General features: G+C 54.1%; 16 protein-coding genes. 2 read left to right on the top strand and 14 right to left on the bottom strand.

Annotated features, from left to right (window positions below):
* Positions 1 to 108: 108 nt before the first annotated feature.
* The 14 genes from OGM59_03530 to OGM59_03465 form a co-directional block, all read right to left on the bottom strand.
* Complete coding sequence (locus OGM59_03530) at positions 109 to 993, bottom strand: polyprenyl synthetase family protein (GenBank protein ID UYI91545.1); 885 nt, start codon at positions 991 to 993, stop codon at positions 109 to 111.
* Positions 990 to 1,187 (bottom strand): exodeoxyribonuclease VII small subunit, encoded by a 198-nt coding sequence (gene xseB, locus OGM59_03525; GenBank protein ID UYI91544.1) that lies wholly within the window; start codon positions 1,185 to 1,187, stop codon positions 990 to 992. The genes OGM59_03530 and xseB overlap by 4 nt, the downstream gene beginning before the upstream one ends.
* Complete coding sequence (gene xseA / locus OGM59_03520; protein ID UYI91543.1) at positions 1,180 to 2,379, bottom strand: exodeoxyribonuclease VII large subunit; 1,200 nt, start codon at positions 2,377 to 2,379, stop codon at positions 1,180 to 1,182. The genes xseB and xseA overlap by 8 nt, the downstream gene beginning before the upstream one ends.
* Positions 2,376 to 3,299, bottom strand: a complete 924-nt coding sequence (locus OGM59_03515) for a peptidase M22 (GenBank protein UYI91542.1) — start codon at positions 3,297 to 3,299, stop codon at positions 2,376 to 2,378. Before OGM59_03515 ends, xseA begins: the two co-directional genes overlap by 4 nt.
* A complete protein-coding gene (nusB, locus tag OGM59_03510) occupies positions 3,296 to 3,685 on the bottom strand; it encodes a transcription antitermination factor NusB (protein UYI91541.1) in 390 nt (129 codons plus the stop codon). Before nusB ends, OGM59_03515 begins: the two co-directional genes overlap by 4 nt.
* Positions 3,686 to 3,744: 59 nt before the next feature.
* Positions 3,745 to 4,137: an Asp23/Gls24 family envelope stress response protein gene (locus tag OGM59_03505; GenBank protein UYI91540.1), complete on the bottom strand. Its 393-nt coding sequence runs from the start codon at positions 4,135 to 4,137 to the stop codon at positions 3,745 to 3,747.
* Positions 4,138 to 4,232: 95 nt separating this feature from the next.
* Complete coding sequence (locus OGM59_03500) at positions 4,233 to 4,844, bottom strand: SpoIIIAH-like family protein (protein UYI91539.1); 612 nt, start codon at positions 4,842 to 4,844, stop codon at positions 4,233 to 4,235.
* Between the two features lie 10 nt (positions 4,845 to 4,854).
* The gene (locus OGM59_03495; GenBank protein UYI91538.1) at positions 4,855 to 5,373 is read right to left on the bottom strand and encodes a hypothetical protein; all 519 of its coding nucleotides are present in this window, start codon (positions 5,371 to 5,373) and stop codon (positions 4,855 to 4,857) included.
* A 2-nt stretch (positions 5,374 to 5,375) separates the two neighbouring features.
* Positions 5,376 to 5,816, bottom strand: coding sequence for a hypothetical protein (locus OGM59_03490; GenBank protein UYI91537.1), 441 nt, complete (start codon positions 5,814 to 5,816; stop codon positions 5,376 to 5,378).
* The gene (locus tag OGM59_03485; protein UYI91536.1) at positions 5,816 to 6,952 is read right to left on the bottom strand and encodes a stage III sporulation protein AE; all 1,137 of its coding nucleotides are present in this window, start codon (positions 6,950 to 6,952) and stop codon (positions 5,816 to 5,818) included. The genes OGM59_03490 and OGM59_03485 overlap by 1 nt, the downstream gene beginning before the upstream one ends.
* Entirely contained in the window at positions 6,949 to 7,329 is a 381-nt protein-coding gene (locus OGM59_03480; protein UYI91535.1) for a stage III sporulation AC/AD family protein, read from the bottom strand. The genes OGM59_03485 and OGM59_03480 overlap by 4 nt, the downstream gene beginning before the upstream one ends.
* Positions 7,326 to 7,520: a stage III sporulation protein AC gene (gene spoIIIAC, locus OGM59_03475; GenBank protein UYI91534.1), complete on the bottom strand. Its 195-nt coding sequence runs from the start codon at positions 7,518 to 7,520 to the stop codon at positions 7,326 to 7,328. Before spoIIIAC ends, OGM59_03480 begins: the two co-directional genes overlap by 4 nt.
* Before the next feature lie 18 nt (positions 7,521 to 7,538).
* Positions 7,539 to 8,003, bottom strand: a complete 465-nt coding sequence (locus OGM59_03470) for a stage III sporulation protein AB (GenBank protein UYI91533.1) — start codon at positions 8,001 to 8,003, stop codon at positions 7,539 to 7,541.
* Complete coding sequence (locus tag OGM59_03465) at positions 7,936 to 8,910, bottom strand: hypothetical protein (GenBank protein ID UYI91532.1); 975 nt, start codon at positions 8,908 to 8,910, stop codon at positions 7,936 to 7,938. The genes OGM59_03470 and OGM59_03465 overlap by 68 nt, the downstream gene beginning before the upstream one ends.
* A gap of 156 nt (positions 8,911 to 9,066) precedes the next feature.
* On the opposite strand from OGM59_03465, the gene OGM59_03460 reads away from it, so the two are divergent.
* Entirely contained in the window at positions 9,067 to 12,180 is a 3,114-nt protein-coding gene (locus tag OGM59_03460; protein UYI91531.1) for a YfhO family protein, read from the top strand.
* Between the two features lie 95 nt (positions 12,181 to 12,275).
* Positions 12,276 to 13,460: a ribose-phosphate pyrophosphokinase gene (locus OGM59_03455; GenBank protein ID UYI91530.1), complete on the top strand. Its 1,185-nt coding sequence runs from the start codon at positions 12,276 to 12,278 to the stop codon at positions 13,458 to 13,460.
* Position 13,461: the final 1 nt, after the last annotated feature.

Below are 13,461 nucleotides of genomic sequence, written 5' to 3'. Positions count from 1 at the left end.
TAGGAGACTGAATGCTGTCTAAAAGAGACAAATAACTCAACTCTTTTCATGAGGCTATTGTACCATAGCCTGAATAAAAATGCAAGATTTGTATAATAATGCAAAAAATCAGTGATTCCGACTAATCAACGACTGGGCAAGTGCCTGTAAAAAGTCTGTATCGTCAAAGGCACGCAGGCTTTCCAGCGCTTTATCCGTCAGTAACGCCACATCTTGCTGCGCCTTTTCCAGCCCTACCTTAGTGGCATAGGTCACCTTGCCCTTGTCACTGTCCGAGCCAACAGGCTTGCCCAGCATTTCGCTGGTGCCGGTAATGTCCAAAATATCATCCTTGATTTGGAACGCAATGCCCAGATTATAGGCAAAATCAGAAGCAGCGGCAATTTGCGCCTGCGTAGCACCGGCTGCCAAGCAACCCAAAATGCAGGCGGCAGAGATCAGTGCGCCGGTTTTCAACTTATGCACCGTCAGCAGTTGCTGCAAGGAGGGGTCAGCGGCTTCATATTTCAAATCCAGAACCTGACCGCCGATCATTCCGCTGACGCCTGCATTGGCCGCCAGTAGACTAACCATTTGGCACTTCGCATCCGCAGAAAGTTCACAGTCGGCTATGATCTCAAAAGCGTGGGTCAGCAGCGCGTCACCGGCCAGCAGAGCAATATTCTCCGGATATGCCTTGTGACAGCTGGGTCTGCCACGGCGCAGATCGTCATCGTCCATACAGGGCAGATCATCATGGATCAAGCTGTAAGTGTGTACATATTCCAGAGCGCAGGCCGGCTCCAAAACGGCGTGCCGGTCACCGCCACAGGCTTTGCAAAACTCCAGTGCCAGCACCGGGCGCAGCCGTTTGCCGCCGTTCATCAAGCTGTAACGCATGGCTTCCACCACCTCACCCTGGTCAAATACCGTGGGAGGCAAAAGCTGCTGTAAAGCATTCTCGATCAGCCGTTGATCATTGGCAAGAGTATTTTGAAATGCATCGTTTGTCATTTTTCGTCACCAGCCAATTCCGTAATTTTTTGCTGCGCCTGCTGCAAGATCTGTTTGCAGTAGGCTGCCAGTTTGGCACTCTCCTCATAAAGGGCAATACTCTCCTCCAAGGGCACCGAACCGTTCTCTAAGCGGGCGCTGATGTTCTCCAGGCGCTGCATTGCTTCAGCGTAAGTCAAGTTTTCTTCATTCATCTTCTCTTTCCTCCAAAACCTGCACCGGCACACTTCCGTCTGCAAATTGCAGGCGCAATGCAGTACCCGGTGATAATTCTTCTTTTTTGGTCACCGGTGAACCGTCTGTATGGCGCACCAGTGTATAACCTCGGCGCAACACCGCCAGCGGGCTGTAAGCTTCAATTTGTTCCAGCACGCGTTCCAAACGGGTGTTCTCCCGCTCTAAGCGGAGCTGGATTTGTTGCCGGTTACCGTTCATCAAGGCTTGTAACCGTTCCCGTTGAGTCGAAATATATGTCCCGGCGCTGCCTCTGCGCGCCAAGCAACTGTCCAGTCGCTGATTTTCCCGTTCCACAAGACTGCGCAACGCGCGGGAAGCAATGGTTTCAAGCTGCGCAATGCGGCGCAGCTCTTCCTCCCGATCCGGCACAGCCAACTCCGCCGCCGCGCTGGGGGTAGGTGCCCGCATATCCGCCACAAAATCCGTAATCGTAAAATCCGTCTCATGCCCAACGGCAGAGATGATGGGTGTTTTGCAAGTATAGACGGCATTGATCACCGTCTCCGTATTAAATGCCCACAGATCCTCCATAGACCCGCCGCCACGGCCAACGATCAGTACATCCAGCCCCATTTGGTCCAGCTGTTCAATAGACCGGGCAATGCTTTCCGGCGCGCCGTCGCCCTGCACCACGGTGGGGGCGATCACCAGTTCCGCCGCAGGAAAGCGCCGAGCGGTAATCTGCTTAATATCCGCCACTGCCGCACCGTAAGCAGAGGTGGCTACGCCAATCCGCCGGGGGTACTTGGGTATCGGTTGCTTGTGACTCTCATCAAACAGCCCGGCAGCCGCCAAACGAGACTTTAACTGCTCAAAGGCCACAGCCAGTGCACCGGCGCCCTGGGGTTGCATATCGTCCACATACAGCTGACACACGCCGTCTCTTTCATACACGCTCACCCGACCTCGGCAAATCACCCGCATACCGTTCTCCGGCGCAAATCGCAGGTGTGCGCCCTGGGCGGCAAACAGCACGCATTTCAGCTGCGCTTTTTCGTCCCGCAGGGTAAAGTAGCAGTGTCCGCTGGTGGGATAGCGCTTAAAGTTGGAGATCTCACCGCTTACATAAAGATTTTGCAGCGGTGCGTCCCCTTCCAGCAGTGCGCGCAAATAAAAATTCAGTTTAGAAACAGAAAGTACAGTCATCATTCCAGTTCTTTGCTGCACAGAGCAGCATACACGGCCACACCGGCCGCATTATCACAACTCAGCGACGGCGGGGCAAACACGCCGCCAAAGGCTGTTTCCAGTTCTCGGCGCAAGATGGTGTTTGACATCACGCCACCGGCAAACAGCAGCGGCAGCCGGCCATATTCGGCAAACACAGCCTGCACCATACCTTGTAAGGCAGCAGATACGCTGGAGAGCACAAACCGGGCAATATCGGCCGGTGCATCCCCTGCCTGCAAGCGCTTGTCCACTTGATTTTCCACCCCGGACAAAGAGCAATTCGCTCCCTGCATCGAGGGCTTGATTTTATAACTTACCCTGCTTTGCAGCGCCAGCTGTTCCAGCGCCGGACCACAAGGGAATTGCAGACCCAGCCGCACCCCGGTACGGTCAATCAGCTGCCCGGCCTTTAAGTCCGAACTGGCCGCCACGCAGCGGGCGGAAATCAATTCTTCCTTGTGCGGTTCCACAAGAAGGGCTTCCGTTGTACCGCCGGACACATGAAAGGCCACAAAGGGCGCACGGATCATCTCCAGCGCACCGGCACCGTACAGTGCCGCCAAAATGTGCCCCACTTGGTGAGAGGTGGTATAAAGAGGGCAACCGGCAGCCTTAGCGGCAGCAGTCGCCGCGCTGATCCCTGCCAAAAAGCAAGGCATATAGCTGCCCTCCACATTCCGCGGTCGGGTGCTGACACCAACGGCGGTCACCCCATCCATTGGCGGCAGTTTATCAAACAGCAACGGCAAATTGCGCGTATGCTGAAACAGGGCGTCGCTCTGGCGCAGGCCCCGCTCTCCCGGGCGCACCTCCAAAAGCTGCTTTTGCTGGGTGAGCGCTTCACCGTCCAGCACAGCGGCAGAGGTGGTGTAATTGCTGGTGTCTATTCCCAGAATCATTTCGCTTTACTCCGAGACACAGCACCCAGCACGCCGTTGATAAAGCTGGCGTCTTCCTGACTGCCGTACTTCTTTGCCAACTCCACAGCCTCATTGATCGCCACGCTGTCCGGCAGATCGTCCACAAACTCCATTTCGTAGAGCGCCAGGCGCAGCACAGTCAGGCTCACCTTGGGCAGACGGTTCAGCTTCCACTTTTTGGAATAGCTTGCCAGGGTCTCGTCCAGCTTGTCCAAATTGGCAAGCACGCCGGTGTAAAGTTCTTTTGCATAATCGCTTACCGTGCCGATATTTTCGTCATAGATGGCCACCAGGTCGTCCTGGGGCAAAAACAGGTACTCAAACAGCAGGATAAACGCCTGCTCGCGCTGTTCGTTCCGTTTCATAAACTTCCTCCAAAAGAAAAAACCGACAAGAAACGCCGCCTTGTCGGTAAAATCCGTTTTTACTCTTCAGTTTCACAAGGTTCCGTTTCACTCTCCGGCTGGTCAAATTCCAGTCCGGCGATGATCACATTGACTTTAGACACCAGCTTACCGGTCATATTCTGCACAGACTCCTTGACCGCCTGCTGTACCTCTTCCGCCACTTGGCGGATCTTTTTACCGGGCAGCATGTTCACATAAATGCTGATGTTCAAATCCTCACCGTCTGCCAAAACACGCACCGGGCTCATTACCTTCAGGCTGCCCTTCTTAATGGTATTGACCACATCCACCGGGCGATTAGAGAACCCGGCAATGCCGTCCACATCTTTGGCTGCATTGGTGGCGATGGCTGAGATCACTTCTTCGGAAATGACCAGTTCACCCATGGAAGTGCTTGTATTGATCTCCATGTAAAAAACGCTCCTTTGTTGCCAGCGGATATGCCGCTGCAAATGTGCGTTTATTATAACATAAGTAAAAGCAACTTACAAGACAGTTTTGGAATTTATTTAGACTGAATGATGGTCACATTTTTATAATCACAGCCAACCTGTTCCACGGCGATCTCCTTAATCTGCAAGATCAGTGCGTCAGACAGGTCATTGCTGTCTACGATCACATCGACTTTTTTGCCATCTGTGCTCACGATCGCCAGACACTGCCCCACGCCCTTGGCGGTCACCAGTGTTTCAATTTTGTTTTCCGCATTGATGCCGTCGGAGATCTTAGCAATCTTCTGTGCCGCTTCTTTATGGGCTGCCGCGCTTTTATCCGCGGTATCCACGATTTTTTGCAGCTTTTCCAGCGCAGCGTCCCGACTGCTTTGCCGATCCAGCTTGGCCTGGGTAAAGTAGCTGTTCTCCGTAGCAGCCTCAGTGGTAGCATCCACAAAGGTGGCCTCCCCCAGGGTCTTCGTGCGCTGGGCGCTGACTGTACTGATTTTTGTGGAAATATCGCTGTTCTCCCAGTACCAGTTGCCCACTACGCCGACAGCCAAAATCAGCACCATACAACCCAGGCTTACCCGCGCCCGGTGCAGCTTTCGCTTTTTCAGCTGTTCCTCCGTGAGCACCTCTTGCATTTCAGCCCCCGGTTCCTTTTGCTTTTTCTCTTTCATATTCGGTCACCTATTCCCCTTTCAGTTTTGAGACGGATATTCGATTTGTGGGTATGCCAAAGAGAGAAGCGACTGTGGTGGTGATCTTCTCTCGAACAGCCGGATCGTCGCCGCCGGTGCACACCACCGCCACCCCCTGCACATTGGGCAGGTAGGCGCTGAGCAGCAGCGGGCTTTCGCCGCTGTCCTGGTCATAAAGCACATAGTCCTCCTTGCTGCTGCCGCTGTCTGCATCTCGCTTGCTTTCGCTGTTGGTGGCGTACACATTCTCGTCGCTTTTCTCCAACGTGATCATCACCTTGCAGGTGCCCACCCCGTCCATACTGGCAACGGTTTTTTGCAGCCGCCCCTCCAGATCCGCCACATAGGCGTCGTAATCCCTGGCGGTGGTGGTCTCACTTTTACTCTTGCTGCCTGCGGTTCCATTGCCGGAGAGCAGTACCAGCGCAATCCCCAGCACTGCCAGAAGAATGAACACCTTGCGCTGTCCCTGCGGCGCCTTTAGCAGTTCTTTCCACTTCTCTGTCATTTCTACTCCCCCAGTCCTTTTACCACCGGCTGCAATCCCAGCTGTGCCTTAAGAAGCGCCGCCACTGCCTGGCGATCCATGTCGCCGGGCACGGAGACCACCAGCTTTTGAATGTAGATCTCTTGCTCTTTGATCCGTACCGAAGCCTGCACACTGCAATCCTTGTACCCGGCAGCAATCAGGGTCTGTTTAACACGGCTCTCGATTTGGCTTTCATACACGCTGTTTGCGTCTGCCGCCTGCGCTGTGACATCGGAAAAATAAGCGGAAAAATCCGCCTTCTCGCCGCCGGTGATGGGCAGCAGAAACCCGGCGATGATAAAAAGCGACAGTACAGTTTTATAAAATCGCCCCATACTGCCCCTCGGCGATACCAGTGATAGGATAACTGCCCCGATGAGGGTCAAACAAATGTTCAGGGTCCACTGCTTTACCACATCCATTACCCGGCAGCCCCCTTTGCAGCGATCAGTATGCCGATGGAGATCACCGTGGTGACCATGGAGAGAATGAGCACCACATTCATCAGCAAAAAGGCGTCGCCAAAGGCCCGCAGCATTTTGCACACGGTGCGGTCGTCAAAGATCTCGCTCACCGCCACGGACACGGCAATGCTAACACGCCAGCCGATCACATTTATAAGCGCCGGCAAAAACAGGGCAATGACCCCAATAATGCCCACAACGCCTACCGTGCTCTTCACCAGCCCGGCGTAGCTTTGTATAGACAGCAGTCCCTCGCTGATTGCGCTGCCGATTACCGGCACTACGGAATTGATGGCAAAGCGCAGAGAACGCAGTCCCAGCGCGTCCGCCCGGGAGGCCACCGCCGTCTTCACGGACAGCACCGTCACAAATGCCCCGGCGCAAAAGGAGATCAGTGAGATCAAGCCCTTACGCACCACACGCAACGCACCGTCAATATTCAGCGAACTGCGCACGCCGGAGCACAGACTCAGTGCCAAAAAGCAGTTGATCAGGGGCACAAACAGCTTGGCTGACAGAATATTCAGCCCCTGCGCCAGCCCCAGCAGCAGCGTGTTGGTGGACACCCCGGTCAGGCTGCTGCCGGACACGGTTAGAATGACCAAAAATGCCGGGAAGAACGCAAACACAAAGTCCGCGCAAATGCCGATGGTGGCACAGCAAAGGGACACAGTGTCCGCACACTGGGCAGCGATCAGCGCCGCGATGACCAAGGCGGAGGCAGTGGAATAAACAGAGCTGTTTTGCCCCAGCAGTCCGCTGCCGGAAAAGCCGGTTAAAAAGGCGGACAGCAGCGTGAAGCTGAGCACAGACAGCAGTGCCCGCAGCGGCGTTTGGATATTTTGGCGCACCAGCCGCCCCAGCACCTGCACGCAGGACTTAGCGTCCAGCGCCGTCACCGTCTCAAAGTCAAAATCCTCCAGTCCCAGCTGCTCCAGCACGCTGTTTGCGTCGTCCCCCAGCTTTTCAAACGCTGACAGGTCATACCCGGACAGCGCCTGGCGATAACCGTCGCCGGAGAGCGCCGACTGGGCGGCAAAGCACACCCCGGGCAACGCCAGCAAAAGTAAAAATGTCAATACAAATCGCTTCATTTTACAAGTCCCGTCACAATTCCGATCACCGTTTGAAACAGCGGTAGCAGTAGGGACAGTACCAGAATTTTGGCTGCTGTCTCCGTTTGAGAAGCTAATGCGGACGCGCCGTTGTCCCGGCACACATCGCACACCACCTGGGTCACGATGGAAATCCCCAGGATCTTGAACATCAGATCAATATACGCCCCGGTGTCCCCTGCCGCGGTCTTTAAGTCGCCCAATACGCCAAAGGCGCTGCCGGCCAACTTAGACACCGTGTAAAACAGCAGTCCGGCACCGGCCACAGTGACCAGCAAAGCAAAGGTGGGGTTCTCTTTTCTCAGCAGCACCGTCAGCAGCAGGCAAACGGCGGCGATCCCTGCGATCTGGATCATAGGTCAAACATAGATTTTATACCGGAGAAAAGCGCGCTGATCTTCGGCACCAACATCATCAAAACCACAATCACCCCGGCCAGGGTGGTGAGCATGGCCTGGTCCTCCCGTCCGCTGCGCACCAAGAGGGTGTTCAGCACCGCCACGATCATACCGATGGCCGCAATTTTGAATATAAAATCCACGCTCATTTGTACCTCCTGATCTTTTTAGGCCAGCAGCAGGGCGGCAATCAGCCCGCCGGACAGGCCAAAGGCCACATACAACTGTTTTTGTCGCTTGCACCGCGCAGCGTATTCCTCTGCCCGGCCTTTGGCAAAGGCAATGTAGCCGTCGGTGAGCCGCAACTGGTTTTGCAGATCGCTTTTGCCCAGCCTTTGCAAAAAGGCTGCCAACTCTTGGTCATCCCGGGCAGTCAGCCCGGTAGCGACCGTCACGGTCTTGGCCGGGTCACAGCCCTGCAAAAAACCAAAGGGCGCAAAGCGGGGGTCCGACGCCAACCGGGCAAAAATAGCCCCCGTATCCGTCATACTGTAATCCAGCAGAAGCCGCACCTGTTCCCCCAAGCGGCAAAGCAGCTGCGCCCGCTCACAGCGCCGCCCCACTTCAACTGCCAGTGAAATACCGATCGCCCCGCAAAAAAGTACGATCATCCACAGTCCAAGGATCTTCATCGCCGCCACCTCGCAAATCCACCACGGAAAAGGTATCTCCGTATTCTTCCAGCAGCACCACATAATCAAATTCGCCGGTTAGATACAGCTTTTTGATAATGGACTTGTGCACCAAATCCTCCGCATCCCGAATATGTACGGATACGGCAAAAGCCACCCCGGAGGAGAACCCGGCCTTAATGGCGTCCACCTCGGCATCGTCGGCGATCTCGTCACAAACGATCAACTCCGGCGACAAGGTACGCACGGCAATCTCTATTCCTTTTTTCTTGCCAAAACCGGTCAGCACATCCGTGTTCACCCCAGGAGAAAAGCCGCCGAATTCGCCCCGCTCGTCTACGATACTCACCTTTCTATACCGTCCGCCGAACCCGCCGGACAGCGCTCTTGCCAGATCCCGCAGTACAGTGGTCTTACCGCCCCCCGGCGGCGCTGCCACAATGATACTGGGCAGCCTGCCTACAAAGAGCGTGTTCAGCACCCCACGGGCGCAGCCTCGCTCCTCTCGGGCAATACGAATGTTCAGGGACTGCACATCCCGAATGGCGGTCACGGTGCCGTCTTTTTCCACTGCCGTGGCGGCAACACCTACCCGGTTGCCGTTGGGTGCGGTCACAAAGCCCTCCACCAGTGTGCCCATGTGCGTATGTACCGAGTAGGCGCAAACCGCAGCAAACAGCGCGTCAAAGGCGGGGTCCGTGACATCCAGCGCCCGGGCCGAGCAGTGATTGATCAGCTTACCACCATCGGTAAGAAAGCAAGTCCGACTGCCCAACATAACCACCAGCGGCCGCCCACGGCGCACCCGCAGTTCCGTAATTTCTTCCTTGGTCTGCGCAGGCAGCGCCAGCAACAGATCTCCCAGCGGCTGGGCCAGCAGCCGCGCCGCGTCGTCAAAATTGTTCATAGGTCACCCCGCATTTCATTTCTGTAAAAAGATATGCCCCACACAGGGCTTGTATGCCTACTTAGTTTATTTCAGTTGCAGTCCGCCCATAATTATGATAAAATAGGCAGAGTTATGTTAAAATCTAATTCGCACAAAAAGCAAGAGGTGCATTTTATGGACATTACCGCAAACAACAAACATCGCTTTGCTACAAAGTGGATGAATACGGAAACGGTGAATTACACCGCCGCCTACACGCTGTGCCTGTTGGTGCTTTTTGCCGTCAAGCAGCTGTGCAAGGTGGCGTTTGGCTTGGGGGCCGGTGCGGCTGTTGGGATCGGTGCCGGTGCGGCTGCGTTGCTGTCCTTTGTACTGGAGAAGAAATTTGTCTTTCCCCGGGGTATGGCAACCGTTCCCAAACAGATCGGCGGCTTTCTCTTTCGCTGCGCCGTGGACTTTGGGTTCTATAAGATCTTGTATTTTCTCTTTGCCACGCTGCTAAAGCGAGAAGCCCCCTTTGTATGGCTGGCTACGGTAACGGTGGTCTACATTTTTAACTACCTGTTTGACCGCCTGCTGGTGTTTGACTGCCGGGACAAGGCAGCGACTAAAAGCGGCGGCCGGCTGTACAAGTTGTTTTTTGCCAACCGCTTTTTAGCGGTATCCGCCTTTGTGGCGCTGCTGGGCATTCTCTTTATTTTCATTGTGTACAGTGTGTTTCCGTTTGGGGACGGCACGGTCATGCGTATGGACCTGTATCACCAGTACGGTCCGCTGTTTGCAGAGCTGTATGACCGGGTAGTAGAGGGCAAAAGCCTGCTGTACTCCTGGGAGAGCGGCGGCGGCAGCAGCTTCCTCGGCAACTATTTCAATTATCTTTCCAGCCCCTTTACAGTGCTGATCTTTCTATTTGACAAGGCGGATATTTCCTTTGCCATCACCGCTTTGGTGATCGTCAAGTGTATGGCCTCTGCCGTCACTTTTACTTATTACTTAAAGGCGTCACAAAAGCGCCACTCTTATGTGAGTGCCGCCTTTGGTGTGTTCTACGCCTTTTGCGCCTACTTTTTAGCGTATTACTGGAATATTATGTGGATCGACGGCATGATTCTGCTGCCACTGATCGTACTGGGCATTGAGCAATTGGTCCATAACGGCAAGGGCGCTCTTTACACAGGCGCGCTGGCAGTGCTGCTGCTGTCCAATTACTATATGGGCTATATGGCGTGCATTTTCTCTGTTCTGTACTTCTTGGCCTACTTCCTGATGACCGCCAAACCCCGACCGGAAAAGAGCGGCGAAAAGCTCACCACTCGGGAGAAGTACAGCGCCAAAAATCTCATGCGTCACCCGTTTCTCAATCGGTGCGTGCGCTTTGCCGGGTTCTCTTTGCTGGCCGGCGGGCTGTGCGCTGTGACCCTGCTACCCACCTATTTCCTGCTGCGGGGCAGCTCCGCTACCTCAGACAGCTTCCCCACCACTTTTGAGTCATACTTTACCATTTTTGACTTTTTAACCTCCCACCTGTCTGCCCTGGAGACCACCATTCGCTCCAGCGGCGACGATGTGCTGCCCAATATCTACTGCGGCGTGCTGCCGCTGCTGCTGGTGCCCTTGTACCTCATTAACAGGCGCATTTCTCTGCGGGAGAAGGCGGTGTATATTGTACTGCTTCTGTTTCTCCTGTTCAGCTTTGACAATAATGCGATGAATTTCATTTGGCACGCCTTCCACTTCCCCAACGACCTGCCCTTCCGCTTCTCTTATATGTACTGTTTCCTGGTGCTGGTGATGGCGTTCCGCGGTCTGTGCCGTATGCGGGACATTGCCTATAAGGACATTGTATTCGTGGGTCTGGGCTGGCTGCTGTATGTGATCGTGGCCCAGAAGTTTATGACTACCAAGATGAGCGAGATCTCCATTTATGTGACCATCGCCTTTCTTATTCTCTGGTGCGGGCTGCTGCTGTGCCTGCAAAAGCCCGGGTTCAAAAAGAGCGTGCTGGCCTTTGCGGTGATCGCCATGTGCTTTAGCGAGGTGATCGTCTCCGACTGCTCCTCCATTCTCATTACCCAGGGCAACAGCGACTACAAGAGCAACTACGCTGCTTATCGGGAGTCCATAGAAGCCATCAACAAAAAGGACAACGACTTTTACCGCACGGAGCTAACTTATCTGGAACGGCGCATGGACCCCAGCTATTACGGCTACAATGGCATTTCCACCTTTTCCTCCATGGCGTATGAGGACTACTCCCAGCTGCAATACAACCTGGGTATGTTTGGCAATCGGATCAACAGCTACACCTACAATCCACAGACCCCGGTGTACAATATGATGTTCAATATCAAATATCTGATCGCCACGCCCACCAATCCCACCCCCACCGATCGGTATTTTACGGAAGTGTACCGCAACAAGGACAAATCCGCCGCCGTGTATGAGAACGACTGCTTCCTGCCCATTGCCTATGCAGCCAAAACCCATTTGAAAGATTGGGCAGCGGATGAGGGCGATCCCTTTAAGGTGCAGGGCGACTACTTCCGCCTGGCGACAGGGCTGGACGGGGTATTTGTACCCTGCGGCTATACGGACTGCAGCTACGACAATCTCTCCGGTGACACATGCTCGGAGAACGGCACGTTTTGGTTCAACAAGTCAAGCAGCGACGAGCAATACGGCACGGTGGAAGTAACCATCAGTCCCCTACGAGACGGCAATGTGTATATCTACCTGACCTCGCCGGAAATCAAGACGGCAGAATTCAGTGGTGACGGCATAAAGAATACCCTGTCCCAAAATATTGAAGAGCCGTACATTATGGATCTAGGCTATCACAAAAAGGGCGAGGAAATTAAAGTATCCCTGGACGCCGGGAGTATGAGCGCCACGGAGAGCTACGCCTCTATTTACGCATACAGCGTGGACGAGACCGTATTTGCCAAAGGCTATCGCCTGTTGGCAGACAGCGCTCTGCAAGTCACCGACTGGGGCGAGACCCACATTACCGGCACCATCGCCGTTCGCGAGAACAGCTACCTGTGCACCTCCATTCCCTATGACACCGGGTGGAGCGTATACATTGACGGCAAAAAAGCGGAAACCTTTAAGCTGGGTGAAGCCCTGCTGACGACCACCGTCAAGCCCGGTAAGCATACGGTGGAGCTGCGCTATACCCCCAAGGGGTTGTCAATCGGTGCGGTCGTCAGCGGCACCTGTGTTGCAGGCGTGGCCGGCTACCTGATTCTTGTTCATATTCGCCGCAAAAAACAACAAAGCGCCGGTTAATTCTGTCAATTCTCTGAAATTTTTCATTTTCCGGTTTACTTTCGCCGATGGTTGTTGTATTATAATGGCGTAAAAATTTAGGAGGAGCTGTTAATATGCCCAGAAAAACCGCTGAAAATGTAGAAACAATCCCCGTAGGCCCCCTTGGAATCATCGCCATGCCCGGCTGCGAAGCCCTGTGCGACAAGATCGACAAATACCTTGTCAAGTGGCGCGCAAACCAGGCCAGCGAGCATCAGCAGAACATTGCGTTCTATGGCTACCAGCGCGACACCTACAAAGTGAATGTGTCATTACCCCGCTTTGGCTCCGGTGAAGCCAAGGGCGTAGTGAACGAGAGTGTGCGTGGCTTTGATCTGTATATCATTACTGATGTATTCAATTACAGCTGCACATATAATATGTACGGGATGGAAGTACCCATGTCCCCTGACGACCACTATGCAGACTTAAAGCGCGTCATCTCCGCCATCTCCGGCAAGGCAAAGCGCATTACCATTTTGATGCCCATGCTGTATGAGGGTCGCCAGCATAAGAGAAGCAGCCGTGAGTCCTTAGACTGCGCACTGGCACTGCAAGAGCTGGTCAATCTGGGCGTGGACAACATTATGACCTTTGACGCCCACGATAAGCGTGTACAAAACGCCATTCCTAACGGCTCCTTTGAGAACATCATGCCCACTTATCAGATGATCAAGTCTTTGGTGAACAGCGTAGAGGATTTGCATGTGGACAAGGATCACCTGATGGTCATTTCTCCGGATGAGGGCGCCCTGCACCGCTGCATTTATTTTGCAACCCAGTTGGGTGTAAATCTGGGCATGTTCTATAAGCGCCGGGACTACACCCGCGTGGTCAATGGTCGAAACCCCATTGTGGAGCACCAGTACCTGGGCGACTCCGTAGAGGGCAAAGACATTATTATCGTAGACGATATGATTTCCTCCGGCGAATCTATGCTGGAAGTTTGCTCCAAGCTGAAGGGCTTGAAGGCCGGCCGCATTTTCGTTTGCACCACCTTTGGTCTGTTCTGCAACGGTCTGGAAGTGTTTGACGAGGCATATAAGAACGGTACTTTCTATCGTGTATTCACCACCAACGGTGTGTATCAGACCCCGGAGCTGCTGAGCCGCGACTGGTACGAGAGCGTGGATCTGTCCAAATACACCGCGTATTTCCTGGACACCTTGAACCACGATATGTCCGTATCCTCTTTGTTGGACTGCTCCGACAAGATCGAGAAAATCCTCATCAAAAAGGGCTTAAAGGAAGAGAAATAAT

This window comes from Oscillospiraceae bacterium, from assembly GCA_025757685.1.
GTDB lineage: Bacteria > Bacillota > Clostridia > Oscillospirales > Acutalibacteraceae > CAG-217.
The sequence above is the reverse complement of the archived record's forward strand: the minus strand, read 5'-3'. Positions and strand labels throughout refer to the sequence as shown.

Excerpts from the sequence above, each read along its gene's own strand:
- OGM59_03455 (UYI91530.1), top strand. The coding sequence starts at position 12,276 with ATGCCCAGAAAAACCGCTGAAAATGTAGAAACAATCCCCGTAGGCCCC.
- xseB (UYI91544.1), bottom strand. The coding sequence starts at position 1,187 with ATGAATGAAGAAAACTTGACTTACGCTGAAGCAATGCAGCGCCTGGAG.
- spoIIIAC (UYI91534.1), bottom strand. The coding sequence starts at position 7,520 with ATGAGCGTGGATTTTATATTCAAAATTGCGGCCATCGGTATGATCGTG.
- OGM59_03490 (UYI91537.1), bottom strand. The coding sequence starts at position 5,816 with ATGGATGTGGTAAAGCAGTGGACCCTGAACATTTGTTTGACCCTCATC.
- OGM59_03505 (UYI91540.1), bottom strand. The coding sequence starts at position 4,137 with ATGGAGATCAATACAAGCACTTCCATGGGTGAACTGGTCATTTCCGAA.
- OGM59_03500 (UYI91539.1), bottom strand. The coding sequence starts at position 4,844 with ATGAAAGAGAAAAAGCAAAAGGAACCGGGGGCTGAAATGCAAGAGGTG.
- OGM59_03485 (UYI91536.1), bottom strand. The coding sequence starts at position 6,952 with ATGAAGCGATTTGTATTGACATTTTTACTTTTGCTGGCGTTGCCCGGG.
- OGM59_03480 (UYI91535.1), bottom strand. The coding sequence starts at position 7,329 with ATGATCCAGATCGCAGGGATCGCCGCCGTTTGCCTGCTGCTGACGGTG.
- OGM59_03515 (UYI91542.1), bottom strand. The coding sequence starts at position 3,299 with ATGATTCTGGGAATAGACACCAGCAATTACACCACCTCTGCCGCTGTG.
- xseA (UYI91543.1), bottom strand. The coding sequence starts at position 2,379 with ATGATGACTGTACTTTCTGTTTCTAAACTGAATTTTTATTTGCGCGCA.
- nusB (UYI91541.1), bottom strand. The coding sequence starts at position 3,685 with ATGAAACGGAACGAACAGCGCGAGCAGGCGTTTATCCTGCTGTTTGAG.
- OGM59_03495 (UYI91538.1), bottom strand. The coding sequence starts at position 5,373 with ATGACAGAGAAGTGGAAAGAACTGCTAAAGGCGCCGCAGGGACAGCGC.
- OGM59_03465 (UYI91532.1), bottom strand. The coding sequence starts at position 8,910 with ATGAACAATTTTGACGACGCGGCGCGGCTGCTGGCCCAGCCGCTGGGA.
- OGM59_03460 (UYI91531.1), top strand. The coding sequence starts at position 9,067 with ATGGACATTACCGCAAACAACAAACATCGCTTTGCTACAAAGTGGATG.
- OGM59_03530 (UYI91545.1), bottom strand. The coding sequence starts at position 993 with ATGACAAACGATGCATTTCAAAATACTCTTGCCAATGATCAACGGCTG.
- OGM59_03470 (UYI91533.1), bottom strand. The coding sequence starts at position 8,003 with ATGAAGATCCTTGGACTGTGGATGATCGTACTTTTTTGCGGGGCGATC.